Consider the following 25,530-nt stretch of genomic DNA (forward strand, 5'->3'; position numbering starts at 1 on the left):
GCGGAATTTGTGGGTTGGCACAACTCAGTCGTGCATCAGCATGCCGATATACAACCGCAGAGAGTCAGTTAATTGATTGATTTTCATACCGGTTATGGCTTCGATGCGCTGCAGGCGATAGCGCAGGGTATTGACGTGAATATGCAGCTGCGCGGCGGCCTGCGTCTGATCACAATTCTGCGAAAAATAGTGGCGCAGCGTGGCGCGCAGCACGCCTTTTTCATCCTGTTCCTCCAGCGTCCGCCAGGGGCGCCCCAGCTCTTGCGCTCGCCAGTCCTCCCCGAGATCGCACAGCAGCGACGGCAGCGGATAGTCGTGGTAGAACAGCGTGGCGTGGCGCAATTTCAGGCGCTGCGCCATCGCCTGGGTGGCGCGCGCGGTCAGGCTGGAGCGGTAGGCGCTTTGCGGATCGTCGTAGAAACCGCCGACGATCAGCCGCACCCGAAAGCGGTGCTTGAGCTGGTTTTGCAGACGCTGCGCCTGTTGGCGCTCCAGCTTCAGGCTCCACTCGCCTTGCGCCATGCTGGCCGGGCGCAGCAGGGTCATTTCATTGAAGCCGGTAATGGCGATCAACGCATCGCGCTGGGTGGCCTCCAGCTCAGCCAGCAGTTCGCGCAGCAGGTGCGGCTGCGCCTCTTGCAGCTCGACGATCCAGACGATGCGCGCCTGGCGCAGATCCAATCCCAGATACGCCGCCATCGCTTCCAGCGACGCCGTGTTCGGCTGCGGCTGCAACAGCTGGTTCGCCAGCTCTTCCCGGTAGCGTTTTTCCCACTGGTGCTGATCCAGCAGCGCCGCCTGCTCCACCATCATCTCCGCCGCCATTTTGACCAACTCGGCGTAGGCGCGCACCTCGGCCGGCTCGCCGGAAATGCCGATCACTCCCACCCGCTGATTGCGAAAGCTGAACGGCAGGTTGATGCCGGGCCGCACGCCCTTCAGGTGTTCGGCGGTGGCGCGGTCGATTTCCACCACCCGATTCTCCGCCAACGCCAGCACTGCGCCTTCATGGCGCTGGAACAGGCGCTGTGGGTTGCCGGAAGCGATGATCACGCCGTTGCTGTCCATCACGTTGACGGAATGGCTGATGATGCCCATCGCCCGCTGGACGATCTGGCGCGCGGTGGCTTCCGCCAGAAGTTTGGTCTGTCTGAGCATGCCCGGCTCCCTGCTGAGGATGAAAACGCAGGCTTGTTATACGCCATTTGGCGCGGGCGATTAACGGTCACGGCCGCAACAAGCCGCCGCGATCACAATTTAACGGGAAAACGGCAAAAAAAACGCCGGGCCACAGGCCCGGCGTCATGCACAGCCAGCTTGCTATCAACCGAGGATAGTCGCCAGCTCTGCGCTCACTTCGGCCACCTTGCGGGTGCCGTCGATTTTGCGGTATTGGGTGTTGCCCGCTGCCGCTTCTTTGCTGTAGTAAGAGATCAGCGGCGCGGTCATCTGATGGTATTCCACCAGGCGCTTGCGCACGGTCTCTTCCTGATCGTCCTTGCGCGTGGTCAGCTCTTCGCCGGTCACGTCGTCTTTGCCTTCCACCTGCGGCGGATTGAACTTCACGTGGTATACGCGGCCGGACGGCGCGTGCACGCGGCGGCCAACGATGCGGTCAACGATCAGCTCGTCCGGCACGTCGAACTCCAGCACGAAGTCCACGTTGATGCCGGCTTCTTTCATCGCGTCAGCCTGCGGAATGGTGCGCGGGAAGCCGTCCAACAGGAAGCCCTTGCGGCAATCTTCCTGAGCGATGCGCTCTTTGACCAGCGCGATCACCAGCTCATCGGTCACCAGCTTGCCGGCGTCCATGATCTCTTTCGCCTGCTTGCCCAGTTCACTGCCGGCCTTCACGGCTGCGCGCAACATATCACCGGTGGAGATTTGCGGAATGCCGTATTTCTCCATGATGAATTGAGCCTGAGTACCTTTACCAGCGCCCGGAGCGCCCAGCAGAATGATACGCATTGCGTAAATCCCCTTGCTATGTAGTTTTTATAAAATTGCGAAAACGCTCAACGATACCATTTCAGGGGGGGCAGGCTCAAGGCGCGCGAAGGAAATCGATTGCGGAACATGCAAAAATTCAAGCGAACAAAAGAGGGGAAAATGCGGGGAAAAACCGGAAATGCGCCCCTAACGGTGCCGTTAAGGGCGCATATAATCAACTTCAGGCGGACAGCAACTTGTTCATGCGGCGGATGAACAGGTTCGGATCCTCCAGCGTGCCGCGTTCAGCCAACAGCGCCTGATCCAAAAGCAGGTCGATCCACTCGGCGAAATGTTCGTTATCGCCCACGTCGGATGCGCGTTTGACCAACGCATGCTCAGGATTAAGCTCGAAAATGTACTTCACTTCCGGCGCCTGCTGGCCCGCAGCGGCGAACAGCTTGGCCATCTGGGTGCTCATCTCGTCGGCGTCGGTCACCACGATCGCCGGCGTATCGGTCAGGCGGTGCGTCAGACGCACATCCTTCACGCGCTCGCCCAGCAGGGTTTTCACGCGTTCGATGAACGGTTCCAACTGCTTCTCGGCCGCCTTCTGCTCTTCGGTTTCATCCGCCAGTTTATCCAGCGTTTCATCCGCCTTGCTGACCGACTGGAACGGCTTGCCGTCGAACTCGGTCAGGTAGCTCATCATCCACTCGTCGATGCGATCGGACAACAGCAGCACTTCGATGCCTTTCTTGCGGAACAGCTCCAGATGCGGGCTGCTCTTGGCGGCGGCGTAGCTGTCGGCGGTGATGTAGTAAATCTTTTCCTGCCCTTCCGCCATGCGGCCGACGTACTCTTCCAGCGACACGGTCTGTGCCGAGCTGTCGCCGTGGGTGGTGGCGAAGCGCAGCAGTTTGGCGATCGCTTCCTGGTTGCCGTTGTCTTCCGCCGGGCCTTCTTTCAGCACCAGACCGAACTGCTGCCAGAATTTCTGGTAGCCTTCGGCGTCGTCTTTGGCCAGCTTATCCAGCATCTGCAGCACGCGCTTGGTCAGCGCGCCGCGCAGGTTCTGCGTCACGCGGCTGTCTTGCAGGATCTCGCGCGATACGTTCAGCGGCAGATCGTTGGAATCGATCAGGCCGCGCACGAAGCGCAGGTAGTTCGGCATGAACTGCTCGGCGTCGTCCATGATGAACACGCGCTGCACGTACAGCTTCAGGCCGTGCTTGTGATCGCGGTTCCACATGTCCCACGGCGCCTGCGCCGGGATATACAGCAGGCTGGTATATTCCTGCTTGCCTTCCACCCTATTGTGGCTCCAGCTCAGCGGATCGGTGAAATCGTGGGCGATGTGCTTGTAGAACTCTTTGTACTCTTCGTCGGTCACGTCAGCCTTGCTGCGGGTCCACAGGGCCTGCGCCTTGTTGATCTTCTCCCAGGTGACGGTGCCGTCTTCTTCGTTCTTGCTTTCGATCTCTACCGGCAAGGCGATGTGATCGGAATATTTGCCGATCACCGAGCGCAGGCGCCAGGCGTCGAGGTACTCATCTTCGCCTTCGCGCAGATGCAGGGTGATTTCGGTGCCGCGGGTCTCTTTGGTGATGTCGGCGATGGTGTAGTCGCCTTCACCGGCGGACTCCCAGAACACGCCCTCGTCATCGGCGGCGCCGGCCGCGCGGGTGCGCACGGTCACTTTGTCCGCCACGATGAACGCCGAGTAGAAACCAACGCCGAATTGGCCGATCAGTTGGCTGTCTTTCGCCTGGTCGGAACCGATGGATTCCAGGAACGCTTTGGTGCCCGATTTGGCGATGGTGCCGAGGTTTTCGATCACTTCTTCGCGGCGCATACCGATGCCGTTGTCGGCAATGGTCAGGGTGCGCTGCTCTTTATCGAAGGACAAACGCACGCGCAGCTCGCCGTCACCGGCGTACAGCTCTGGCGCGGACAGGGCGCGGAAGCGCAGCTTGTCGGCGGCGTCAGAGGCGTTGGAGATCAGCTCGCGCAGAAAAATTTCTTTGTTGGAGTACAGCGAATGGATCATCAAATGAAGCAGCTGTTTTACTTCAGACTGGAACCCGCGGGTTTCTTGACCTTTCATACTCATTGATTACCTCAAAGACAATGGCTACCAAAATCGAACAATGAGGATCAGATGAGGGTCAGGGTCTTGTTTTTCAAGCGGACGGCGGGAAATTTTTGGCAAAAAACAATGGGGCCGGGCGGCCCCATCCGGGAAAACATCAGAACTTGATGGCGTGGCGCCCCGCCAGCGAATGCGACAGCGTGGTGCCGTCGACCATCTCCAGCTCGCCGCCCACCGGCACGCCGTGGGCGATGCGGCTGGCGAGCACGCCATACTGGCCACACATCTCGGCGATGTAGTTGGCGGTCGCCTCCCCTTCCACCGTCGGGTTGGTGGCGAGGATCACTTCGGTGATGCTTTCCTTTTCCAGCCGTTGCTCCAGGCGATCCAGACCGATATCGCCCGGCCCGATGCCGTCCAGCGGCGACAGATGCCCCATCAGCACAAAGTAGCGCCCGGCGAACTGGCCGGTCTGCTCGATGGCGTGGATATCCGCCGGGCTTTCCACCACGCAAATCTGGCCGTTTTGCTGGCGGCGCGGATTGGCGCAGATGGTGCAGACGTCCTGCTCGGTGAAGGTGCGGCAATCGGCGCAGTGGCCGATCTCCGACATCGCGCGCGTCAACGCCTGCGCCAGACGCATGCCGCCGCTGCGATCGCGCTGCAGCAGCTGAAACGCCATGCGCTGCGCCGATTTCGGGCCGACGCCCGGCAGGCAGCGCAGCGCCTCCATCAGGGATTCAAGGAGCGGGCTGGTTTGCATCAGAACGGCATCTTGAAGCCAGGCGGCAACTGCATGCCGCTGGAGACGGAGGCCATTTTCTCTTTCTGGGTCTCTTCGATGCGGCGCGCAGCGTCGTTAAACGCAGCGGCGATCAGATCTTCCAGCATCTCTTTGTCGTCTTCCATCAGGCTTGGATCGATTTCCACGCGGCGGCAGTTGTGCGCGCCATTGATGGTGACTTTCACCAGGCCGGCGCCAGATTCGCCGGTCACTTCCAATTTGGCGACTTCTTCCTGCATCTGCTGCATTTTTTCTTGCATTTGCTGGGCTTGCTTCATCAGGTTGCCCAGACCGCCTTTACCAAACATAGTCGTCTCTCGTCGCTAGGGCCGCGCACATCGCGCAGCGTTTAAAGGGGGCGAATACTCTCTTCATCCAGATCCGCGTCGAAGAATCGGCGTAGCGTCTGAATGTTGGTATCCGCTTCGATGGACTGGCGCGCCTGCGCCAGCTTTTCCTCATAGATGGCTTGTCGCCATTCCAGCGGGGTGCGCTCCGCCGGATTATCGTCCTCCACTACGGTCAGCTCGATCGGGCTGCCGTACAGCTCACCGAGCGCGTCGGCCAGCGTCTTCTGCGCCGAAGGCGAATTCAGATGGCGCTGCGAAGACCGCAGATGGAGGCTAATCTTGCCCGGCTCCGGCTGCTGCTTGAAGGCGTTCAACGCCAGCTGCTGCACCAGTTTCGGGATCTTCAGCTTATCGATTTCCGCCGCCCAGGCGTCGCGCTCCAGCGACTCCACCACCAGCTTGGCGGCCAGCTCCGGCGTTTTCTCGTGCTCCAACGCCGTGCGCAGCGCTTTCGGCGTCGCCAGCGGTTCCGGCGCCGCCTCGGGCTCGGTCTGCGCGCGCCAACGATAGGCTTCCGGTTTCGCCGGTTTTTCCGGCACCTTCTTCTCCGCCAGGCGCTGCTGGCTGCGCTCGGTCACGGAAGCCAAACGCCCCAGCGCCGAGTTTGCCGGCCGCGCTATTCCTGGCGCCGCCGGCTCATTCTTTTTTGGTGTGGATGCTCCCTGCTGCCGTTGCAGCTGGGACCGCGCTTTCAACAGCTGGGCGGTGGCATCCGGTAAAGGAGTCGATGATTGTCGCTGCGGCGCGGCCGGCTGCCCTAGCGGCGGCGGCGCGTCCTGAAACTGCGGCGGCTGTGGCGATGCGGCCTGCTGCGGCTGCGCCATCGGCGCCGGCGCGGTCTGCACCAACGCCACCGGCTCCGGGATCACCGCTTTCGGGTGAAACGCCAGCGCGCGCAGCAGGGTCATCTCAACCCCCATGCGGCGATCCGGCGCATAGGCCAGCTCTTTGCGGCCCACCAACAGCGTCTGATAATAGAGTTGCACATCGGCCGGCGGCAGGGTGCGCGCCAGCTCGCGCAGCCGTTGTTCCACGGCGGCGTAGTGGTTGTCGAGCATCGAAGGCAGCAGTTGCACCATCGCAATGCGATGCAGCAACGCCAGCGTCTCCACCAGCAGGTTTTCCCAATCCACGCCGCGCGAAGCGGCCTGCGCGACCTGCGCCATCACCTTTTCACCGTCGGCGCTGACCAGCGCTTCGAGGATCGCCAGCGGCTGCTCGTCATCGAGCGTGCCGAGCATCTGGCTGACGGTTGCGGCCGTCACCTGCCCCTGCCCCATGGCGATCGCCTGATCGGTCAGGCTCAGCGCATCGCGCATGCTGCCGTCGGCGGCGCGCGCCAGCAGCTGCAGCGCGCGGGCGTCGCTGGTGATCTGCTCCGCCGTCAGCACAGTTTCCAGCTGCTGGCGGATCTGATCGACGTCCAGCGCTTTGAGGTGAAACTGCAGGCAGCGGGAAAGAATGGTCACCGGCAATTTTTGCGGATCGGTGGTGGCCAACAGGAATTTGACGTGCGGCGGCGGCTCTTCCAGCGTCTTCAGCAACGCGTTGAAGCTGTGGCGCGAGAGCATGTGCACTTCATCGATCAGGTAGACCTTGAAGCGGCCGCGCGCCGGCGCGTACTGGACGTTGTCCAGCAGATCGCGGGTATCTTCCACCTTGGTTCGGGAAGCGGCGTCGATCTCGATCAGATCGACGAAGCGCCCCTGCTCGATCTCGCGGCAGTTGTCGCATTGGCCGCACGGCGTGGCGGTGATGCCGGTTTCACAGTTCAGGCCTTTGGCCAGCAAGCGGGCGATGGTGGTTTTCCCCACGCCGCGCGTGCCCGAGAACAGATAGGCGTGATGGATCCGCCCCAGCGAGAGGCCGTTGGCCAGCGCGGTCAGGACATGTTCCTGGCCGACCACGTCTGCGAACGTTTGAGGGCGCCACTTACGGGCGAGAACCTGATAGCTCATTAATACCGGAGAAGTCGAGTAATCTGGAGGGTCATGCTAACACAGCCCCGCGGCAATCCGCGAGGCCGTTGTGCCCAAGGGGCGATGCCGCATCAATGACCGGCGAAGTCCACCAGGCAGTAGCAGTCGATGCCCAGCTTGTTCAGACGCGCTTCTCCGCCCAGATCCGGCAGGTTGATGATGAACGCGGCGTCTTTCACTTCACCGCCCAGACGGCGGATCAGTTTGGTGGTCGCTTCAATGGTGCCGCCGGTCGCCAGCAGATCGTCCACCACCAGCACTTTGTCGCCCGCGGTGATGGCGTCGGTGTGGATCTCCAGCTTGTCGGTGCCGTACTCCAGCTCATAGCTTTCGCTGAGCGTGGCGCGCGGCAGTTTGCCCGGTTTGCGCACCGGCACGAAACCGACGCCCAACGCTAACGCGACGGGCGCGCCGAACAGGAAACCACGCGCTTCGGTACCCACCACCTTGGTCACGCCCGCTTCGCGATAGCGCTCAACCAGCAGCTCGATGCTGGCGGCGTAGGCCAACGGGTTTTCCAGCAGGCTGGTCACGTCGCGGAACAGGATGCCCGGCTTCGGATAATCCGGGATGGTTTTGATACTGTCTTTAATAAACTGAAGCTGCTGCGCAGTAGCGGTCATAATTGTTGCCTGATAAAACTGCCTGAAAACCGGCGCGCCGCTCACCCGCCGCCCCCGGGTGAAACACACCGGAGAAAAAATGGCAGGCGATCCGCGCACGAAAACGCCCAAATCTATGCAAACTGGCGGACAAATGCAACTCTCCCCTGCATCTTTCAACCCGCAGCGTTGTTGACCGCACGCATTACTTACCTAAGTAAGCTCCCGGGGATGCCTGCGTTTGTCGCCTGGCTGCGGCTTGAAAGCTATTGAGGAGTTTAAGGTACAATCAGCGCTGTTTTTGTTGCGGCAGATCAATAACCGGCAGGCGCAGCATAAAGGTCAGCAAAATGGCCAACATCAGCAGCAACAGCCCGCGCACCCACCAGATTTTCACCAGCCACAGCGAACAGGCGAAGGTCAGCACGATCACCAGCACCGCTTTCCACTTCGCCCCCGGCGGCAGCGCGCGATGCTGCTGCCAATGGCGCAGATAAGGGCCAAACCAGGAACGGTACAGCAGCCAGTGATGAAAGCGCGGCGAAGAGCGGGCGAAGCACCAGGCGGCCAACAGCAGGAACGGCGTGGTCGGCAACAGCGGCAACACCACGCCCAACGTCGCCAGCACCACCGCCAACCAGCCCAAAATGATCAATAACCCACGCGTCATGCGGTTCTTCGCTCCTCAATCGGTTGCGGCTTACTGTAGCATCGGCGCCGCGCCGGCGGAATATGCATACGGCGCTTGTTTCAGGACGGCTTCGCGGGCAAGCTTACGCCTGTTGAAATCAAGAGGGAGCTTATGTGAGCACTCAGCGTCTATTACAGGTGTTGGCACAGCAGATTGCGGCGCTGGCGGCCGAAGTCAGCCCGCGCGGCGACGCCCCGATCCCGCAGGCGCGGTTCGACGCCGCCCTGTTCGCCAACCGCGGCACGCGGCTGCGCGACTACCTGGCCGAAGTGGAGAAAAACTTCGCCCAGCTGCAAAACGCCGCTAACGACAGCCGCGCCAGCCAGGTGGCCTTTCTGGCCGAAAAACTGGTGGCTCAGATCGCCGCCCTGCAGCGCGAGCTGGCGACCCAGGCGCTGCGGCGCAAGAATCAGCCGAAGGAAGCCCCCGAGGTCGATCTCTACCACAAGCTGGCCGAGCATCAGGATTACGAACGCCGGCTGATCGCCATGATTCAGGATCGGGAAAGCCTGCTGGGGCGCCAGACCACGCTGGCGGCCCAGCAAAAGCTGCAGCACGAGCTGGCGGCGCTGGAGGGGCGGCTGATGCGCTGTCGTCAGGCGTTGGCGCGCATCGAGCGCAATATCGAGCGCAAAGAAAACGGTTTTTGAAGATTTATCACAATATTTTAATGATTATTCCCCGGTTGCGCGCCGGGTTCACTATACTCTGCCGATACCCGAGTTATTCATCCCATTAATTAAATAAGCGCAGGTGCTATGTCTCTGGAAAACGCCTCACCCGAACTGCAGCTGGCGGTAGACTTGATTTACCTGCTGGAATGCAACGAGATCGATCCGGCCACCGCGCTGGCGGCGCTGGATATCGTCAAACGGGATTATCAGGAAAAGCTGCAGCGCGCCGGCGTCACCTCTCCCTATCTGCCTGCCGGACAGTAACCGGGGACAGCGCCGCTGTCCCTTTCGCCTCTCATTGCTTATCCGCCGCCGTCTGGCCGCCGTCGTCCGGCGACAGCGTTCTTTTCACTTCCTGCACTTCATTGCCCTGCTGGTTATGCAGATACACCTCCAGCTGGTTGAAGGCGATGTCGATGCCGTTTTCCCGGCACAAGCGGTCGATTGAGCGATTCAGTTCGTCCACCGTGTAGCTGCGATCGCGCAGTTCCCGCACATAGAGCCGCAGTTCGTGATCCAGCGTGCTGGCGCCGAAGTTGAGGAAGAACACCTGCGGTTCGGGATCGGTCATCACCCGCGGGTTGTCGTGCGCCGCCTGCAGCAGCACCTTTTTCACCTTGTCGAGATCGGAGCCGTAGGCCACGCCGACCTTGATCAGCACGCGGGTGATGGTATCGGACAGCGACCAGTTGATCAGCCGCTCGGTGACGAACGCCTTGTTCGGAATGATCACCTCTTTGCGATCGAAGTCGGTAATGGTGGTGGCGCGAATGCGGATCTTGCTGACCGAACCGGAGAAGGTGCCGATGGTGATGGTATCGCCGATGCGGATCGGGCGTTCGAACAGAATGATCAGGCCGGAGACGAAGTTGGCGAAGATCTCTTGCAGGCCGAAGCCCAGCCCGACCGTCAGACCGGCGGCCAGCCATTGCAGTTTGTCCCAGGATACGCCGAGCGATCCCAGCGCAACCACGGCGCCCACGGCGGTAATCAGGTAAGTGAGCACGGTGGTGATGGCGTAAGACGCCCCCTGCCGCAGTTGCAGCCGCGACAGCACCACCACCTCCAGCAAACCGGGCAAGTTGCGGGTGAGCACGTAGGCGACAATCACTGCGGCGATCGCCACCATCATGTTGCCCAGCGTCACCGCCTGCGACACGCTGCTGCCCGCCACGGTGCTGGTGTAATGCCACAGCGTGATGCTGTCCAGATAAGCGATGACCGTCACCAGATCCGACCAAATGGCGTAGAAGGCGCTGGCGAAAATGGCGAACAGCACCAGGGTGGTCAGGCGCAGCGACTGCTGGTTGATCTGATCGAGCGCCAGCGGCGGCTCTTCCACCACCGGTTCGCCGCCTTCGGCTCCTTCTTTCGCCACGTTTTGCCGCCGCGCCAACGCGCGTCGGTAAGCCAGACGCCGCGCCGCCACGCTCAGGCCGCGCAGCGCGGTCAGGTATACGATATTCCACAGGAAAAACAGATACAGGCTGTCTATCCAGCGGCTGGCCAGCCGCAGCGTGGTATAGAAGTAACCGGCGAACATCAGCCCCAGCAGGATCAGCGGCGTGGCGGCCAGCGCGGTGACCACCACCAGCCGCACGGCGTGCGAGCCCTTTTCACGCCAGCTGTCGCGGCACAGCGGGAACACCAGCACCGTGAGCAGCGCCAGCGTCAACATCACCACGATCTGGCCGATCACGTCTTCCACCAGACGCAGCGGCGCTTTCTCGCCCAATACCGACCAGAAGATCAACGGCTGCAGCGCCAACCCCAGCCGCAGCGTCTGACGGCGGTAATGCGCGCACAGGTTGGCGCCGAAGTTGAAATGCCGCTCGGCGATGCCGCCCGGTTTCAGCATGCGATAGCTGAAGCCGAACACCAGCCACGACAGCGCCAGCTGCTGCGACAATGCCCATATAAAGTCGCTGATGCCGAAATCCGCGCGATACATCCAGAAACCGACGCCGAGGAGTAACGCGGCGCCGGGCAACACTTTCAGCAAGGTCAGCGCGATGGCCTTCGGCGTGTGCAGTTGGCCGTCGCGCTTAAGTTGCCCCACGTCGTTGGCCAGCTTTTGCAAATGGCCGTCGATCAGCCGGTAGCGCCAGCGCAATACCCCGATCGCCAACAGCATCGGGATCAGGAACACCAGCGCATTCAGCCCGCCCTGCACCAGCTTGCCGCCGTCGAATTTGAGATCGAGACCGGCAATCTGATCGCGCACCGCCTCCGGCATCGCCTTCAGCCACGCCAGATCGACCGGCTTGTTGCTGTTAACCCAGAAAATCTGCTGGGTCAGCGTATCTTGCAGCGAACCGTAAACGCTGGTCAGCTGCTGCTGATTGATCTGCAGGTTGATCGACAGCGACAGCTGGTTGCTGAGCTGCTTGTTCAGCTGATCCAGCAGTTCGCGGCGCATATCGACGATCTCGTTTAACGCGTCGATCACCTCCGGGCCGGCCTTTTCCTTGCTTTCGGCCACCAGCTGGTTGATGTAATCCTCTCCCTTGAACAGATCGTCGCGTTGCTGATTGATATCGAACTGCTCCAGCCGCAAATCGGCGATGCGCGTGTCCATATCCGCCAACAGCGTGCCCTGCGGCAGGCTCTGCTGCTGCTGATACAGGATGCGCGACAGCACCAGGCTGCCCTTCAGCACCTGGATCTGTTCTTTCAGGTTACGCTCCGCCTGCAGCCCGCGGTCGAGCCAGTTTTTGACCCGAATGTTCTGCTGGAACAGGGTGTTGCTCTCTTCGGTGGCGGCGATCAGCCGCTGGCTCAGCTGGCGGTTGACGTCCAGTTGCTTGCTGACCAGCTGATCGTGCTGAATATCGGTGGCGTCTTCCGGGTTCTGCGCCTCTTTGGCGGTCTTTTCAGACAGCGTCAAACGTTTGCTGTTGACGATCTCCTGCAGCAACTGTACCGAGCGATCCAGCGCGTCGATATGCGCCGTGGTGTAATCACGCTGTTTTTGCAGCAGATCCTGCAGCGTGGTATTGGCTTCCAGACTTTTGCGCTGCAGCTCCAGCTGCGCGTTGAGCAACGCCTGCTCGGTGGTCAGCATCACCTGCTGGCTGTTGCGCAGCGAATCTTGCCCCGGCGTCTGGCCGCTGAGCTGGCTGCGGATCTCCTGCAGGCGCTGCGAAGCGGCGTACATGGTGCTTTGTACTCGTTCAGGCTGGGTTTGCAGCGACACCAGTTGGCTGTTGTAAGTAGAGAGGCTCTCCTGCGCGCTTTGCAGCTCGTCGAGCGTTTGATACAGCCGGCTTTCCAGCTGACGCAGCGACAGCGGCAACAGCGCGGCGCGCGCCGCCGCATTGTCTACCGGCTGCTTCAGCGCATCCAGTTCGGCGGTCACCTGATTGAGCTTCGCCGGCGCCTGCTGCACCTGCTGTTTAAGCTGCGCGGCGTCCTGCCGATTGCGCTCGATGGCGTCCAGCAGCTCCAGCGTGCGGGTTAAATCCTGTTGGGACAGCTTTTCGACCGGCGTCAGGGCTTTTTGCTTGCTCAGCGCTTCCAGCTGGCTTTGCACTTCGCTGCGCTGCGGCAAATCGCCGTTCAGCGCCGCCTGCGCCGGCGAGCTCAGCGCGCAAATCAGGAAAAGGAGTGTCGCGGCGGCGATGCGCCGCCGGCATGCGCCGACAAACGAGCGCGGCGTCAGAGAGGGCAGAGTCAACCAGCGATGCATGATTTAGCTTCGGATCGGTTAAGAAGCCTGAAGATTATCACGATCGCCGGCGGGCAACGAACAACAAAAACGTTGCCGATGATGTCCCGTTGTCGCGAAATCAGAAAGTGAGCACTTTCTCCGCCGCCAGCGTCCACTGCGCCAGTTCGACCAGCGTGCCGATCTCCACGCCGTCCGCCAGCGGCAAGCGGCTGACGCCGCGCGCGTCGGCGCAGGTCTTGCACAGCTTGACCGGCACCTGCTGCGCGGTGAGGATCTCCAGCATCTGCTGCAGATGGTATCCTTCGTGCGGCTGCTGTCCTGCCAGCCCGGCCACCACCGCGTCGGACATCAGAAACAGCCGCAGGTCGAGACTGCTTTGCTGCTCTTTCAGCGCGATGGCCAACCGCAGCGCATTGAACAAAGATTCATGGCCATAGGCGGCGCCGTTGGCGATGAGAACAACTGATGACATGAAATCTCTCCTTATAAAGGAAGGCGGTCGACGTCGGGGTTGAGGCGCAAGGTGGGGCAAAACTGCAGCATCTCCAAAAACGCATCGACCAGCGCTTCGGCTTCGGCCCGCAGATCGAAACTTTCCGGCATAAACAGCCAGTTTTCCATCAGGCCGGTGATATAACCGCGCAGGATGATCGCCGCACGGCGAGTATGCAAATCGGCGGGCAATTGCTCGTGGTGAATGCAGTTATACAGCACCGCTTCGATGCGTTCGTAGCCAGCGAGGTACAACACCTTGCGCGAATCCAGCAGCGGCATCATTTCACCGACAAACTCGCATTTGTGGAATATAATCTCCATCAACGCCCGCCTGCGGCCGTCTTCAACCGTAGACGTCAGAATGTAAATCAGAATTTCCCGGATAACCCGCAGTGGATTATCGGGAAACTTTGCCTGATACTCTGTTTCGAGCTGGTCAATTTTCGGCTCGGTAGATTCCCAAACTTCATTAAACAGGTCTACCTTATTCTTGAAGTGCCAGTAAATGGCTCCACGCGTAACCCCGGCAGCGGTGGCAATATCTGTCAGTGACGTTGCAGCAACGCCACGTTCAGAGAACTCTCTCACCGCAGCATCGAGGATTTGCTGCCGGGTTTCTTGCGCCTGCTGTTTGGTTTTTCGTGCCATGGCATTGTTATTTAGGGGGAGTGTGATTTACATACATTCGCGAATGTATGTACCATAGCACGCACATATAATTAACGCAGCAATGGGTTTTAAAGCTTGTGATCCATTGATCATTTTGAAATCGGACACTTGAGGTTTTTCTATGAACAAAAACAGAGGGTTAACGCCTCTGGCGGCCGTTCTGATGCTTTCAGGCAGCTTAGTGCTAACAGGATGTAACGATAAAGAAACCCAACAGCAAGGCGCCCAACAGCAGGCTCCTGAAGTGGGCGTAGTCACTTTGAAGGCCGAGCCTCTCAATATCACTACCGATCTTCCTGGCCGCACCGCTGCGTATCGCATCGCCGAAGTTCGCCCTCAGGTCAGCGGCATCATCCTGAAGCGTAACTTCGTTGAAGGCAGCGATATCAAGGCCGGGACGTCTCTGTACCAAATCGATCCCGCGACCTATCAGGCCAGCTACGACAGCGCGAAAGGCGATTTGGCCAAAGCGCAGGCCAGCGCTTCCATCGCGCGCGTGACGGTAAACCGCTACAAGCCATTGCTGGGCACCAGCTACATCAGCAAGCAGGACTATGACAACGCCGTGTCCACGCTGCAGCAAGCGGATGCCGCCGTGGTGGCCGCCAAGGCCGCCGTGGAAACCGCGCGCATCAACCTGGCGTACACCAAGGTGACCTCTCCGATCTCCGGCCGCATCGGCAAATCCGCTGTGACCGAAGGCGCGCTGGTCAGCAACGGCCAGGCAACCGCCCTGTCCACCGTGCAGCAGTTGGATCCGATGTATGTCGACGTCACCCAGTCGAGCACCGACTTCCTGCGCCTGAAGCAAGAACTGGCCAGCGGCGCGCTGAAGCAGGAAAACGGCAAGGCCAAAGTGAAACTGATGCTGGAAAACGGCACCGAATACGCGCAGGAAGGCACGCTGGAGTTCTCCGACGTCACCGTCGATGAGACCACCGGCTCCATCACCATTCGCGCCCTGTTCCCTAACCCGAACGATACGCTGTTGCCTGGCATGTTCGTGCGCGCCCGTCTGGACGAAGGCGTACGCAGCGATGCATTGCTGGTGCCTCAACAGGGCGTCACCCGCAACCCGCGCGGCGACGCGACGGCGTTGGTGGTAGGGGCAGACAACAAAGTTGAGCTGCGCACGCTGAAGGCGGACCAGGCGATTGGCGACAAATGGCTGGTTACCGATGGCCTGAAAGCCGGCGATCGCGTCATCGTCACCGGCCTGATGAAAGTGCATCCGGGCGCGCAGGTAAAAGTGCAGGAAGTTGACACTCAGGCGCAAAAACAGCCGCAGTCTGAAGCGCAGAAGTCATAAAAAGGAGCCTGTAATACATGGCTAAGTTCTTTATAGACCGCCCAATTTTCGCCTGGGTAATCGCCATCATCGTCATGTTGGCGGGGGTGCTTGCAATAATGAAACTGCCAATCGCGCAGTATCCCACTATTGCACCGCCGGCGGTGAGTATTTCCGCCAACTACCCGGGCGCAGATGCCAAAACGGTGCAGGATACCGTCACACAGATTATCGAACAGAACATGAATGGTATCGATAACCTGATGTACATGTCCTCCACCAGTGATTCCTCTGGTAGCGTCACCATTACCCTGACGTTTGAGTCCGGCACCGATCCTGACATCGCGCAGGTTCAGGTCCAGAACAAACTGTCGTTGGCCACCCCGCTGCTGCCGCAAGAAGTTCAGCAGCAGGGCCTGAAAGTAGAAAAATCCAGCAGCAGCTTCCTGATGGTGGCCGGCTTCGTTTCCGACGATCCGAACATGACTCAGGACGATATTGCGGACTACGTGGCGTCCAACATCAAGGACCCGATCAGCCGTTCGTCCGGCGTGGGTGAAGTGCAGCTGTTCGGTGCCCAGTACGCGATGCGTATCTGGCTGGATCCGAACAAGCTGAACAACTACCAGCTGACGACCACGGATGTGACCTCCGCCATCACCGAGCAGAACAACCAGATCGCCGCAGGCCAGCTGGGCGGCCTGCCGCCGGTGCCGGGGCAGCAGTTGAACGCCTCGATCATCGCGCAGACCCGTCTGACTTCGCCGGAAGAGTTCGGCAAGATCCTGCTGAAGGTCAATACCGACGGTTCCCAGGTGCGCCTGCGCGACGTCGCTCACATCGAGCGCGGCGCGGAGAGCTATGCCGTTACCGCGCGTTATAACGGCAAGCCTGCCGCCGGCCTGGGTATCAAACTGGCGACCGGCGCCAACGCCTTGAACACCGCCAAAGGTGTGAAAGACGAGCTGGCCAAGATGGCGCCATTCTTCCCGCAAGGGATGAAAGTGGTTTATCCGTACGACACCACCCCATTCGTTAAGATCTCTATCAACGAAGTGGTGAAAACGCTGATCGAAGCCATCATCCTGGTATTCCTGGTGATGTATCTGTTCCTGCAGAACTTCCGCGCGACGCTGATCCCAACCATCGCGGTGCCGGTGGTGTTGCTGGGGACCTTTGCGATCCTCGCGGCGTTCGGCTTCTCGATAAACACCCTGACGATGTTCGGCATGGTGTTGGCGATCGGCCTGCTGGTGGATGACGCCATCGTGGTGGTGGAAAACGTCGAGCGCGTTATGTCCGAAGAGGGGCTGCCGCCGAAAGAAGCTACCCGTAAATCGATGGGCCAGATCCAGGGCGCGCTGGTGGGTATCGCCATGGTGCTGTCGGCGGTATTCGTGCCGATGGCGTTCTTCGGCGGTTCAACCGGCGCTATCTATCGCCAGTTCTCGATCACCATCGTGTCCGCGATGGCGCTGTCGGTGCTGGTGGCCTTGATCCTGACGCCGGCGCTGTGCGCCACCATGCTCAAACCGATCCCGAAAGGCGATCACGGGGTTAAAACAGGCTTCTTCGGCTGGTTTAACCGCATGTTCGAGAAGAGCACGCATCACTATACCGACAGCGTGGGCAACATTCTGCGCAGCACCGGCCGCTACCTGATCATCTACCTGCTGATCGTGGTTGGCATGGGCCTGCTGTTCCTGCGTCTTCCTTCTTCGTTCCTGCCGGACGAAGATCAGGGCATCCTGTTGACCATGGTGCAGTTGCCTGCCGGTGCCACCGAGTCCCGTACCAACAAAGTGCTGGAAGAAGTCTCCGACTACTTCCTGAACAAGGAAAAGGACAACGTGGTTTCGGTGTTTACCGTCGCGGGCTTCGGCTTCAACGGTAACGGCCAGAACAACGGCCTGGCATTCGTCAGCCTGAAAGACTGGGGTGAGCGTCCAGGGGCCGGGAACAAGGTGGAAGCGATCGCGGGTCGCGCCATGGGCGCCTTCTCGCAGATTAAAGAAGGCCTGGTGTTCCCGTTCAACCTGCCGGCGATCATCGAACTCGGTACCGCAACCGGCTTCGACTTCGAGCTGATTGACCAGGGCGGCCTGGGGCACGAGAAACTGACCGAAGCGCGTAACCAGCTGTTGGGCATGGTTGCTCAGCATCCGGACGTGCTGGTGGGCGTGCGCCCGAACGGCCTGGAAGATACGCCGCAGTTCAAACTGATCGTCGATCAGGAGAAAGCCAAGGCGCTGGGCGTCAGCATCACCACCATCAACAGCACGCTAAGCACTGCCCTGGGTGGCTCGTACGTCAACGACTTCATCGACCGCGGTCGCGTGAAGAAGGTGTATGTACAGGCAGACGCGCCGTTCCGTATGCTGCCGGAAGACATCAACAAGTGGTACGTGCGCGGTACCAGCGGCCAGATGGTGCCATTCTCCGCCTTCTCTTCGGCGAAGTGGGAATACGGCTCACCGCGTCTGGAACGCTATAACGGCTTGCCGTCGATGGAAATTCTGGGCCAGGCCGCACCGGGCAAGAGTACCGGTGAAGCGATGAATCTGATGGAGCAGCTGGCGTCCAAACTGCCAAGCGGCATCGGTTACGACTGGACCGGCATGTCCTATCAGGAACGTCTGTCGGGCAACCAGGCGCCGGCGCTGTACGCCATCTCGATTCTGGTGGTGTTCCTGTGTCTGGCGGCGCTGTATGAAAGCTGGTCCGTGCCGTTCTCGGTCATGCTGGTATTGCCGCTGGGGGTTATCGGTGCGTTGTTGGCCGCGACGATGCGCGGCATGAACAACGACGTGTACTTCCAGGTGGGGCTGCTGACCACCATAGGTCTATCGGCGAAGAACGCCATCCTGATCGTGGAATTCGCCAAGGATCTGATGGAGAAAGAAGGCAAAGGTCTGATCGAAGCGACGTTGGAAGCGGTGCGTATGCGTCTGCGTCCAATCCTGATGACGTCCCTGGCCTTCATCCTCGGGGTTCTGCCGCTGGTTATCAGCAGCGGCGCAGGCTCCGGCGCACAGAACGCGGTAGGTACCGGCGTAATGGGCGGGATGATCACCGCGACCGTATTGGCGATCTTCTTCGTACCGGTGTTCTTCGTGGTGGTTCGCCGCCGCTTCAGCAAGAAGAACGAAGACCTGGAACACAGCCACCCGGTAGAACATCACTGATCGTTCAGTGAAGGGATCTCTACCCGATAATCGAAAAGGCCGCGCATGCGGCCTTTTTCTTTTGCTTCAGTTGCTTAATGCAAACCGTTCTCATTAATTCACTCGTGTGTGCAATTTACGCTTGATCGTGATGCCCGGTCGGCGCATAATTGTTGTTATAGTATAACATTACATGAGAGAGCCATTATGAAACCCGGCATCCATCCCGATTATCGCACCGTGGTGTTCCACGACGTCAGCGCCAACGCCTACTTCAAAGTGGGATCGACCATCAAAACCGATCGCACCATCGAGCTGGACGGCGAAAGCTGGCCGTATGTCACCCTCGACGTCTCTTCCGCTTCGCATCCGTATTACACCGGCAAGCAGAAAGACTATTCCAAAGAAGGCAGCACGGCGCGCTTCCAGCAGCGCTTTGGCCGCTTTATCGGCAATAAGTAACAAGGAACCCCCATGCAGGTATTGAGTTCATTGCGTTCGGCGAAAAATCGCCACCCGGATTGCAAAGTCGTGCGTCGTCGTGGCCGCATCTATGTGATCTGTAAAAGCAATCCGCGATTCAAAGCGGTACAGGGACGTAAGAAAAAGCGTTAACTCCAAAGTGTCATCTGTCGCAAAGCCCCGTTGCTGCTCAACGGGGCTTTTTTTATGGCGAGAAAGTACCTGCAAGCTGCCCCCGCCGGCAAGCGGGGGCGGAGATTACTTCATGCTGCTCAGCAGCGCGTCGACATTGTGCTTGAACGCCTGCTCATAGGTGGCCGCCGGGCCGCCCACGCGCGAGAGCGCTTCAGGGTACAGCTCGCCGCCCGCCTTGGCGCCGGTGGCGGCGGCAATCTGTTTCACCAGCCGCGGATCGGTCTGGTTTTCGATAAAGTAAGCGTTAACTTTTTCCTGTTTGATTTGCTTGATCAGGCCGGCCACATCGCTGGCGCTGGCTTCGGCCTCGGTGGAAAATCCGACCGGCGCAAGGAAGGTGACGCCATACTCTTGCCCAAAGTAACCAAAGGCATCATGGCTGGTGAGCACCTTACGTTTCTGCGGCGGCACAGCGGCGAACTGGGTTTTGGCCCACAGATCCAGCTTTTGCAACTGCTGAATGTATTCGGCGCCGCGCTGGCGAAAATAGTTGGCATCCTCGGGATCGGCGGCGATCAGGGCGTTCATCACGTTAGTGGCGTACTGCACGCCGTTTTTCATGCTGTTCCAGGCGTGGGGATCGGTAATCGGTTTGCCGTCCTCCTCCATTTGGCGGGTGTTGATGCCCTGTGACGCGGTAATCACCTGTCCTTTATAACCCGAAGCGCTGACCAGGCGATCGATCCACCCTTCCAGCCCCAGGCCGCTAACGAACACCACGTCGGCCTGCGCCAACGTCTTGCCGTCCTGCGGTGAAGGCTCGAAGCTGTGCGGATCGCCATCCGGCCCCACCAGTGTGCTAACCTTGACGTGATCGCCCCCTACCTGTTTAACGATATCTCCCAGAATGGAAAAGCTGGCGACGGCGTCGACGGTCTTCGCCATCGCCAATGGGCTGGCCAGCAGAGCAGCGACCGCCAGCGATATAGGTAAACGTTTCATATTTTCTCCTTGCAAATGGCACTTCTCAACGGCGCGCAAAGGCGTAAATGCCTCCACGCGTTCCAAACAGGATCGAGACAAAGAAGATGACGCTGGCGCTGAGCACGATCGCCGGACCGGCAGGCAGCGAAGCGTAGTAGGACCACACCAGCCCAGTCAGGCTGGACAGCGCGCCGATGCCCATCGCCACCGCCAGCGTCTGCGGCAGATTGCGCGCCCAGAAGCGTGCGCTGGCGGCGGGCAGCATCATCAGCCCCACCGACATCAGGGTGCCGAGGATCTGGAACCCCGCCACCAGATTGACCACCACCAGCGCCAGAAACAGGCCGTGGATCAGCGCCAACCGGCGTGGCGCGTTGACGCGCAGAAAAGTGACGTCGAAAGATTCGATCACTAACGCGCGGTACAGCGCCGCCAGCGCCAGCAGCGAAACCGAGGCGATAGCACCGACCATCAGCATCGCCTGCGCATCCACCGCCAGAATCGAACCGAACAGCACGTGCAGCAGATCTACGCTGGAACCGCGCAGCGAGACCAGCGTGACCCCCAGCGCCAGTGAGCCCAGATAGAATCCTGCGAAGCTGGCATCTTCTTTTAACGGCGTGCGGCGGCTCACCAGGCCGGACAGCATCGCCACCGCCAACCCGGCGATAAAGCCGCCCACCCCCATCGCCACCAGCGACATGCCGGAGATCAGATAACCGATTGCCGCGCCGGGCAACACCGCGTGGGACAACGCATCCCCCACCAGGCTCATGCGGCGCAGCAACAGAAACACCCCCAGCGGGGCGGCGCTGAGCGACAGCGCCAGACACGCCATCAATGCGCGTCGCATAAAACCGAAAGAGAGAAAAGGGTCGATAAGCCCATGCAACAGCATCATGGCGCCACCACCCGCAGGCTCGGCTGCCGTTCGGCGGCGAGATACCGCGGCACCTGTTCCAGCACGCGCTCGGCCGCGCCCCAATGACACGCCTGCGGGGTCAGCAACAGCACCTGCCGAAAATGCTCGGCGACCATCGACATGTCATGCAGGACGGCGATCACCGTTCTCCCCTGCTGGTGCAGCTGCGCGATCACCTGCAGCAGGATCTGCGTAGTGGCGCTGTCGATGCCGGTGAAGGGTTCATCCAGCAGGATCAACCGCGCCTGTTGGACCAGCAGGCGCGCAAACAGCACCCGCTGCAGCTGGCCGCCGGAGAGCTCACCCACCGGACTGTGCGCCAGCGCGCTCATGCCGACGCTCGCCAGCGCCTCATTAACCTGGCTCGCCGCACGCTGGTTCATACCGCCGAACATGCCGCTTTGCGGCCAACATCCCATCGCCACCAGATCGCTCACCGCGATCGGGAATTGCCGATCCAGCTCCGCCTGCTGCGGTAAATAAGCCTTGCGCGGCGGCTTTTCACCGCTAAAGTCCAGGCGACCCGCCACAGGCGGCAACAAACCGGCGAGCGTTTTCAGCAACGTCGATTTCCCTGCCCCGTTGACGCCCACCACCGCGGTTAACGAACCGGCGCTAAACTGCCCGCTCAGCGGCGGGAAAAGCGGCGTGGCGCCATAGCCTATCGCCAGCTGACGTAATGAAATCATGGCAGCGACACCGCCCAAAAAATGCCGAGCCACAGCAGAGTCAACAAAACGATAGCGCCCGCACAGCGCACGGCCGCGGAGGTGGTGAACAACGAATTCAGTGACGACGCGGCGTCATTTTGCGAAGTGGGAATCAAGGGAATAACCAAAGCAGCAGATTTATAGTTACAATATAACATCACAATTAATGGTATGTCTCAAGCGTTGCCGGACTCATTAATGCAACGGAACGTAACAGCTCGTCGCGCAGCAGGTCTCCCCCCTCGCCCCCTTATCAAACTCAGGGATATTCCCGTTCGACGCAAATGTTGGCGGAAGGTAAAAAAACAGCGGTAAATCGAAAAATTTACCGGCGCGAGTGGAAAAGGAGTAAGATGAGCAGATAACATTGTTGTTGGTCGAGATTAATGCTTGTTACCCTTGCCTGTAACCTGGACGTCAACGCACTTTCTGTTAAAAAATTAAAGAAAGTGATTAATGACAATATTGCGGAGTTAGTGCCGCCGCTGACCAGCGGACTCAGTTTTTATTCTGAAAGCGCACGCTATGCCGAAGATTCATTAGAAATACTTGATATAGTGCAACAAGGTGACAACGATTATTCAATGAGTTATCGCTATAAGTGGGGCATTTTTAATGCTTGCCTGGATATCAACAGCGAAGACACGATCAGCGATAGCGTCCGGTTCCGTGTGGCGCAACGGGGTTTAATCTTCGACATCATTGATAACTCACGCCCATCAACCGCGGATGAATTGTAAGTTTACGTAATAACTGCAGGCCAAACGCGAAAAAATGATTTATATTCATTTTACGGGAAGTTTATTTAACCACCGTTAAGCTGCCTCCGTTCATGATGTAAATCAGCTTACTCACATAGTGTTATCAACACCGCCATTAAGACTTACGGAGGGGATGATATGGATGAGTATTCGCCTAAGCGACACGACATTGCTCAACTCAAATTCTTGTGCGAAAATTTGTATGATGAAGGTATCGCCACCCTGGGAGACAGCCACCACGGGTGGGTCAACGATCCGACATCCTCCGTCAACCTTCAGCTTAATGAGTTGATCGAACATATCGCTTCGTTTGTGATGAGTTATAAAATTAAATACATGGACGAATCCGATTTGTCGGAGTTAGTCGAGGAATATCTCGACGATACCTATACGCTGTTCAGCAGCTACGGTATCAATGATTCCGACCTGCGCCGCTGGCAAAAAACCAAGGCGAGATTATTCAGAATGTTCTCAGGAGAGGACATCTGTACGACAATGAAAACTTAGGGGATAATTATTCCCGAGCTATTTTACGGTTATTAAACTAAAAGGCCACCATGACTAAAACCGACTATCTGATGCGTTTACGTAAATGCACCACGATTGATACTCTCGAACGTGTTATTGAAAAAAATAAGTACGAGCTTTCCGATGATGAACTGGAGCTGTTTTACTCAGCCGCCGATCATCGTTTGGCGGAGCTGACCATGAACAAGCTGTATGACAAAATCCCCACCTCCGTTTGGAAATATGTCAGATAATCAGCCCCCAACGCGTTGAGCCGATGCTTTTATCGGCTTCAATGTTCAAGTTGAATAGGTCATTTTCCTATTGACAACGAAATGTTAATTACACTCATCTTTGCCGTTAATAATAAATAGCAACAATTCTCGGTTAATGTCCGGGGTATTACGCCTTAACGCTATTCACGCGTGAAGATGCTCGCCTCACATTGCCTGTGTGGTGCAAATCGCGGCGAATATCCCTGAGGCCATCGCTGCCACGCCGCCGCGCCGGGCGGCGTGAACCATCACCGCCAGGCTCAGAGCATACGGCGCAAAATCGCCCGCCGGGCGAAACAGTGATGCTTAATCACCGCCGCGATGTGCAGTACAATCATGGCCGACAGCGCGATGCATGAATAACGGTGCACGGCGAAAAAGAAACGATTAACCTCAAGATTCGCAATCGGACGGGGGAAATCGATCGCGCCGAAAACCGCAAAGCCGTGCTCCAGCATAAGAAAGCCGCTCAGCAACACCACGAAAATCAGCAGGTAGAATATTTCGTGCAGCAGATGCACCAACCCCTTCTCGCGCCCTTGCAGCATATCGCCATAAGGCACTTTAGGCCGGAAAAAACGCCAGATAAAGCGCGCCGCCATCAGCGGTGTCAGCACCAAGGCCAACGACATATTGGTCACGGAGAAAAAGGCGAAGATGCGCGCATCCGTCATAAAATGCAGTGAATAACCCACGATCATGACGTAGATCATCACGGCGGCAATGCCCCAATGCAGTAACCGACTGAAAAGATCGTAACGGGCAGGTTCGTGTGACATAAAGCTCCTTTAAAAGCGGCCATCATTGGCCGCTTGACTATCCGATTCGCACTTACTTTTTCACGACCCAGGCGTCCTGCCAGTTGGATCCCACGCCCGGCTCAAACTGAGTCGCGCCGCTGTTCCACTGCATGCAGTAACCGCTGTAAGGGAAAGGTTTGCACTGATAAACCTTGCCGTCTTTCGGTTGCAGCACCGTGGTGCCGGCGGTGTATTTACTCAGCGCGTTCGGGAAGACGAAGTTGTAGTCGCCATTGCCGCCACCGCCGGTGGATTCAGCTTCCAGATTGAAGTTTTCGATATCCGGCTGAATGCTCTGCCCATTGTCGTTGCTGGCGATCACTTTCAGCATGTGATGGCCCTCGCTGACGTTGTTCAGCGCGACGGTCAGCGGCTGGCTGGCGTCTTCCAGCGTCTCTTTCACGTAGCCTTTTTCCGTCTGGCCGTGATCGTAAACGCGCGCTTCAACGGTCAATTTGCCTTTAACCTCGGCATTGAAGGTCAGCTGAGCTTTACCGTCCTTGATCTTGGTGCTGGACAGGTTGCCGATGCGGATCTCTTCGGTGATAGTCGGCGTTTCTTCCTCATAGGAGATCACCACGCTCTTCATCGTGCTGCCTTGTTTGGCAAAGACCGCATTATTGCCAAACACCGGATTGACGTTGCCTTTACCGTCTTTCACCCCGGCACGCACCGCTTTCTGTTCGGCGTTGATCTTGCTGGCCAACGCGTGGCTCCAGCGGTTTTTGTCGGTCAGCGCCTCACTGTCGATCGCCAGCTCGGTTTTCATCGTCAGCACTTCACCGTCCGCATCGAAGAAGCGGGCGATCACCTTGTCGCCAACCTGCAGGTTTTTGCCGGTGAGAGAGCCTTGCAGCTGCTTGCGCCATTCGGACACGACGCCGTCGTCCTCGAAGTTGACGTCAACCACCTGATAGAAGCTGTTCACCGTGTCATTGATTTCCCACACGCCATAAATCACCTGATAGCCGGTTCTCTCCGGCACCACGCACTGGTGCACTTCGCGATCTTTTGGCGCCTGAGCATGGCCATCGACTTCACAGAACGGCTCTTTTTCGAAAGCCTCGCGCGACAGCGGCTTATTCACGTCCCAGTCTTGTTTGGTGATGTAATAACGCCAGTTATTGGTTTTGTGCTTGGCGGTGTGGTACCAGGTGAACGTCTGCGGTCCCGGCTTCATGGTGTTCAACGCCCAGACGTTGACGCCCTGACGATCCAACGGCTCGAACCCGCCCACCCCGCCGCTGGCCAGCTGGCCGTCGCGCGGCGTCGCGCCGCCAGGGAAGCCGGAAACCTGCTCGACGCTCTGCGGTTCCCACTGCGCTCGGCCGCAGTCGGTGTTGCTGCCCAGCTTGCACTTGTAAGCGCGGCTCTCGGGCACTTCGATATAACCGTGCGACCAGGCGGCCGAGGAGGCAGTGAGCGCTGCCATCATCAGGGCGATTTTGGATAATTTCATTACGACTCCAGTTAAATTTATTGGATTCCAACTGAGTGAGAAGAAACTCAAAGAGATGCGGCGATACCGCGAGAGGAATAATAAGTAGAAGCCCTGAACGCCCGGCACTTAGAATGCATTAAAATAAT

The 25,530-nt window shown here is 58.9% G+C and carries 25 protein-coding genes and 1 other annotated feature; of the genes, 9 read left to right on the top strand and 16 right to left on the bottom strand.

Features of this window, described 5'->3' with window-relative positions; translation table 11 throughout:
• Positions 1-24: 24 nt before the first annotated feature.
• The 8 genes from ACUTQY_RS11765 to ACUTQY_RS11800 all read right to left on the bottom strand — a co-directional run bounded on the left by ACUTQY_RS11765 (position 25) and on the right by ACUTQY_RS11800 (position 8,406).
• Positions 25-1,158 (bottom strand): sugar diacid recognition domain-containing protein, encoded by a 1,134-nt coding sequence (locus ACUTQY_RS11765; RefSeq protein WP_033651111.1) that lies wholly within the window; start codon positions 1,156-1,158, stop codon positions 25-27.
• Positions 1,159-1,323: 165 nt separating this feature from the next.
• A complete protein-coding gene (gene adk, locus ACUTQY_RS11770) occupies positions 1,324-1,968 on the bottom strand; it encodes an adenylate kinase (RefSeq protein ID WP_004940261.1) in 645 nt (214 codons plus the stop codon).
• Between the two features lie 202 nt (positions 1,969-2,170).
• A complete protein-coding gene (htpG, locus tag ACUTQY_RS11775) occupies positions 2,171-4,036 on the bottom strand; it encodes a molecular chaperone HtpG (RefSeq protein WP_038628970.1) in 1,866 nt (621 codons plus the stop codon).
• Between the two features lie 142 nt (positions 4,037-4,178).
• Complete coding sequence (recR, locus tag ACUTQY_RS11780; RefSeq protein WP_004940263.1) at positions 4,179-4,784, bottom strand: recombination mediator RecR; 606 nt, start codon at positions 4,782-4,784, stop codon at positions 4,179-4,181.
• Positions 4,784-5,113, bottom strand: coding sequence for a YbaB/EbfC family nucleoid-associated protein (locus tag ACUTQY_RS11785; RefSeq protein WP_004940264.1), 330 nt, complete (start codon positions 5,111-5,113; stop codon positions 4,784-4,786). The genes recR and ACUTQY_RS11785 overlap by 1 nt, the downstream gene beginning before the upstream one ends.
• Before the next feature lie 41 nt (positions 5,114-5,154).
• Positions 5,155-7,113: a DNA polymerase III subunit gamma/tau gene (gene dnaX, locus ACUTQY_RS11790; protein WP_042783807.1), complete on the bottom strand. Its 1,959-nt coding sequence runs from the start codon at positions 7,111-7,113 to the stop codon at positions 5,155-5,157.
• Positions 5,758-5,822, bottom strand: a sequence feature (DnaX frameshifting element). It overlaps the preceding gene by 65 nt.
• A 92-nt stretch (positions 7,114-7,205) precedes the next feature.
• Positions 7,206-7,757, bottom strand: a complete 552-nt coding sequence (gene apt, locus ACUTQY_RS11795; protein ID WP_019454166.1) for an adenine phosphoribosyltransferase — start codon at positions 7,755-7,757, stop codon at positions 7,206-7,208.
• A gap of 268 nt (positions 7,758-8,025) precedes the next feature.
• Positions 8,026-8,406: a DUF454 family protein gene (locus ACUTQY_RS11800; RefSeq protein WP_016928835.1), complete on the bottom strand. Its 381-nt coding sequence runs from the start codon at positions 8,404-8,406 to the stop codon at positions 8,026-8,028.
• Positions 8,407-8,540: 134 nt separating this feature from the next.
• On the opposite strand from ACUTQY_RS11800, the gene priC reads away from it, so the two are divergent.
• Positions 8,541-9,077, top strand: coding sequence for a primosomal replication protein PriC (gene priC / locus ACUTQY_RS11805; RefSeq protein WP_033642112.1), 537 nt, complete (start codon positions 8,541-8,543; stop codon positions 9,075-9,077).
• Positions 9,078-9,185: 108 nt separating this feature from the next.
• On the top strand, positions 9,186-9,365 hold the full coding sequence (rsmS, locus tag ACUTQY_RS11810) for a pleiotropic regulatory protein RsmS (protein WP_016928837.1): 180 nt from the start codon (positions 9,186-9,188) through the stop codon (positions 9,363-9,365).
• 31 nt (positions 9,366-9,396) lie between these two features.
• On the opposite strand, the gene mscK is transcribed toward rsmS, so the two are convergent.
• The 3 genes from mscK to acrR all read right to left on the bottom strand — a co-directional run bounded on the left by mscK (position 9,397) and on the right by acrR (position 13,914).
• Positions 9,397-12,789, bottom strand: coding sequence for a mechanosensitive channel MscK (gene mscK / locus ACUTQY_RS11815; protein WP_046688376.1), 3,393 nt, complete (start codon positions 12,787-12,789; stop codon positions 9,397-9,399).
• A 100-nt stretch (positions 12,790-12,889) separates the two neighbouring features.
• A complete protein-coding gene (locus ACUTQY_RS11820) occupies positions 12,890-13,243 on the bottom strand; it encodes a DsrE/DsrF/TusD sulfur relay family protein (protein ID WP_042783805.1) in 354 nt (117 codons plus the stop codon).
• A gap of 11 nt (positions 13,244-13,254) precedes the next feature.
• A complete protein-coding gene (gene acrR / locus ACUTQY_RS11825; protein WP_033642109.1) occupies positions 13,255-13,914 on the bottom strand; it encodes a multidrug efflux transporter transcriptional repressor AcrR in 660 nt (219 codons plus the stop codon).
• A 142-nt stretch (positions 13,915-14,056) separates the two neighbouring features.
• Between acrR and sdeX the strand changes: the two genes are divergently transcribed.
• From sdeX to ykgO, 4 genes are all read left to right on the top strand, one after another.
• Positions 14,057-15,244 carry a multidrug efflux RND transporter periplasmic adaptor subunit SdeX gene (gene sdeX, locus ACUTQY_RS11830; protein WP_033642108.1) on the top strand — a complete coding sequence of 396 codons (1,188 nt, stop codon included), beginning with the start codon at positions 14,057-14,059 and terminating at the stop codon, positions 15,242-15,244.
• 17 nt (positions 15,245-15,261) lie between these two features.
• Positions 15,262-18,408 carry a multidrug efflux RND transporter permease subunit SdeY gene (gene sdeY / locus ACUTQY_RS11835; protein ID WP_033642107.1) on the top strand — a complete coding sequence of 1,049 codons (3,147 nt, stop codon included), beginning with the start codon at positions 15,262-15,264 and terminating at the stop codon, positions 18,406-18,408.
• Positions 18,409-18,594: 186 nt separating this feature from the next.
• Positions 18,595-18,849, top strand: a complete 255-nt coding sequence (locus ACUTQY_RS11840; protein ID WP_004940303.1) for a type B 50S ribosomal protein L31 — start codon at positions 18,595-18,597, stop codon at positions 18,847-18,849.
• Positions 18,850-18,861: 12 nt separating this feature from the next.
• Positions 18,862-19,002: a type B 50S ribosomal protein L36 gene (gene ykgO / locus ACUTQY_RS11845; protein ID WP_004940304.1), complete on the top strand. Its 141-nt coding sequence runs from the start codon at positions 18,862-18,864 to the stop codon at positions 19,000-19,002.
• Positions 19,003-19,107: 105 nt separating this feature from the next.
• Here ykgO and ACUTQY_RS11850 read toward each other — a convergent pair whose 3' ends face one another.
• From ACUTQY_RS11850 to ACUTQY_RS11860, 3 genes are read right to left on the bottom strand one after another with little or no spacing between them, the layout of a single operon-like run.
• Complete coding sequence (locus tag ACUTQY_RS11850) at positions 19,108-19,986, bottom strand: metal ABC transporter solute-binding protein, Zn/Mn family (protein WP_042783804.1); 879 nt, start codon at positions 19,984-19,986, stop codon at positions 19,108-19,110.
• Positions 19,987-20,011: 25 nt separating this feature from the next.
• Positions 20,012-20,869: a metal ABC transporter permease gene (locus ACUTQY_RS11855; RefSeq protein WP_046688374.1), complete on the bottom strand. Its 858-nt coding sequence runs from the start codon at positions 20,867-20,869 to the stop codon at positions 20,012-20,014.
• Positions 20,866-21,579 (bottom strand): metal ABC transporter ATP-binding protein, encoded by a 714-nt coding sequence (locus ACUTQY_RS11860; RefSeq protein ID WP_046688373.1) that lies wholly within the window; start codon positions 21,577-21,579, stop codon positions 20,866-20,868. The genes ACUTQY_RS11855 and ACUTQY_RS11860 overlap by 4 nt, the downstream gene beginning before the upstream one ends.
• Positions 21,580-21,986: 407 nt before the next feature.
• Here ACUTQY_RS11860 and ACUTQY_RS11865 point away from each other — a divergent pair, with 407 nt between their 5' ends.
• From ACUTQY_RS11865 to ACUTQY_RS11875, 3 genes are all read left to right on the top strand, one after another.
• Entirely contained in the window at positions 21,987-22,340 is a 354-nt protein-coding gene (locus ACUTQY_RS11865) for a hypothetical protein (RefSeq protein WP_046688372.1), read from the top strand.
• 159 nt (positions 22,341-22,499) lie between these two features.
• Entirely contained in the window at positions 22,500-22,868 is a 369-nt protein-coding gene (gene tomB / locus ACUTQY_RS11870; RefSeq protein ID WP_004940312.1) for an Hha toxicity modulator TomB, read from the top strand.
• Between the two features lie 50 nt (positions 22,869-22,918).
• Positions 22,919-23,122, top strand: a complete 204-nt coding sequence (locus ACUTQY_RS11875) for an HHA domain-containing protein (RefSeq protein WP_004940313.1) — start codon at positions 22,919-22,921, stop codon at positions 23,120-23,122.
• Positions 23,123-23,403: 281 nt separating this feature from the next.
• Here the strand turns inward: ACUTQY_RS11875 and ACUTQY_RS11880 are convergent, their stop codons facing one another.
• Both ACUTQY_RS11880 and gbpA read right to left on the bottom strand, forming a co-directional pair.
• Positions 23,404-23,922: a cytochrome b gene (locus tag ACUTQY_RS11880; protein WP_033651103.1), complete on the bottom strand. Its 519-nt coding sequence runs from the start codon at positions 23,920-23,922 to the stop codon at positions 23,404-23,406.
• Between the two features lie 52 nt (positions 23,923-23,974).
• Positions 23,975-25,402: an N-acetylglucosamine-binding protein GbpA gene (gene gbpA, locus ACUTQY_RS11885; RefSeq protein ID WP_046688371.1), complete on the bottom strand. Its 1,428-nt coding sequence runs from the start codon at positions 25,400-25,402 to the stop codon at positions 23,975-23,977.
• Between the last annotated feature and the right edge of the window lie 128 nt (positions 25,403-25,530).

Source organism: Serratia sp. TSA_130.1 (assembly GCF_052691795.1).

Excerpts from the sequence above, each read along its gene's own strand:
- ACUTQY_RS11765 (WP_033651111.1), bottom strand. The coding sequence starts at position 1,158 with ATGCTCAGACAGACCAAACTTCTGGCGGAAGCCACCGCGCGCCAGATC.
- htpG (WP_038628970.1), bottom strand. The coding sequence starts at position 4,036 with ATGAAAGGTCAAGAAACCCGCGGGTTCCAGTCTGAAGTAAAACAGCTG.
- ACUTQY_RS11840 (WP_004940303.1), top strand. The coding sequence starts at position 18,595 with ATGAAACCCGGCATCCATCCCGATTATCGCACCGTGGTGTTCCACGAC.
- ACUTQY_RS11865 (WP_046688372.1), top strand. The coding sequence starts at position 21,987 with ATGCTTGTTACCCTTGCCTGTAACCTGGACGTCAACGCACTTTCTGTT.
- sdeX (WP_033642108.1), top strand. The coding sequence starts at position 14,057 with ATGAACAAAAACAGAGGGTTAACGCCTCTGGCGGCCGTTCTGATGCTT.
- ACUTQY_RS11800 (WP_016928835.1), bottom strand. The coding sequence starts at position 8,406 with ATGACGCGTGGGTTATTGATCATTTTGGGCTGGTTGGCGGTGGTGCTG.
- gbpA (WP_046688371.1), bottom strand. The coding sequence starts at position 25,402 with ATGAAATTATCCAAAATCGCCCTGATGATGGCAGCGCTCACTGCCTCC.
- ACUTQY_RS11785 (WP_004940264.1), bottom strand. The coding sequence starts at position 5,113 with ATGTTTGGTAAAGGCGGTCTGGGCAACCTGATGAAGCAAGCCCAGCAA.
- mscK (WP_046688376.1), bottom strand. The coding sequence starts at position 12,789 with ATGCATCGCTGGTTGACTCTGCCCTCTCTGACGCCGCGCTCGTTTGTC.
- ykgO (WP_004940304.1), top strand. The coding sequence starts at position 18,862 with ATGCAGGTATTGAGTTCATTGCGTTCGGCGAAAAATCGCCACCCGGAT.
- adk (WP_004940261.1), bottom strand. The coding sequence starts at position 1,968 with ATGCGTATCATTCTGCTGGGCGCTCCGGGCGCTGGTAAAGGTACTCAG.
- rsmS (WP_016928837.1), top strand. The coding sequence starts at position 9,186 with ATGTCTCTGGAAAACGCCTCACCCGAACTGCAGCTGGCGGTAGACTTG.
- recR (WP_004940263.1), bottom strand. The coding sequence starts at position 4,784 with ATGCAAACCAGCCCGCTCCTTGAATCCCTGATGGAGGCGCTGCGCTGC.
- dnaX (WP_042783807.1), bottom strand. The coding sequence starts at position 7,113 with ATGAGCTATCAGGTTCTCGCCCGTAAGTGGCGCCCTCAAACGTTCGCA.
- acrR (WP_033642109.1), bottom strand. The coding sequence starts at position 13,914 with ATGGCACGAAAAACCAAACAGCAGGCGCAAGAAACCCGGCAGCAAATC.
- ACUTQY_RS11855 (WP_046688374.1), bottom strand. The coding sequence starts at position 20,869 with ATGATGCTGTTGCATGGGCTTATCGACCCTTTTCTCTCTTTCGGTTTT.
- sdeY (WP_033642107.1), top strand. The coding sequence starts at position 15,262 with ATGGCTAAGTTCTTTATAGACCGCCCAATTTTCGCCTGGGTAATCGCC.
- ACUTQY_RS11850 (WP_042783804.1), bottom strand. The coding sequence starts at position 19,986 with ATGAAACGTTTACCTATATCGCTGGCGGTCGCTGCTCTGCTGGCCAGC.
- ACUTQY_RS11860 (WP_046688373.1), bottom strand. The coding sequence starts at position 21,579 with ATGATTTCATTACGTCAGCTGGCGATAGGCTATGGCGCCACGCCGCTT.
- ACUTQY_RS11875 (WP_004940313.1), top strand. The coding sequence starts at position 22,919 with ATGACTAAAACCGACTATCTGATGCGTTTACGTAAATGCACCACGATT.
- ACUTQY_RS11880 (WP_033651103.1), bottom strand. The coding sequence starts at position 23,922 with ATGTCACACGAACCTGCCCGTTACGATCTTTTCAGTCGGTTACTGCAT.
- tomB (WP_004940312.1), top strand. The coding sequence starts at position 22,500 with ATGGATGAGTATTCGCCTAAGCGACACGACATTGCTCAACTCAAATTC.
- apt (WP_019454166.1), bottom strand. The coding sequence starts at position 7,757 with ATGACCGCTACTGCGCAGCAGCTTCAGTTTATTAAAGACAGTATCAAA.
- ACUTQY_RS11820 (WP_042783805.1), bottom strand. The coding sequence starts at position 13,243 with ATGTCATCAGTTGTTCTCATCGCCAACGGCGCCGCCTATGGCCATGAA.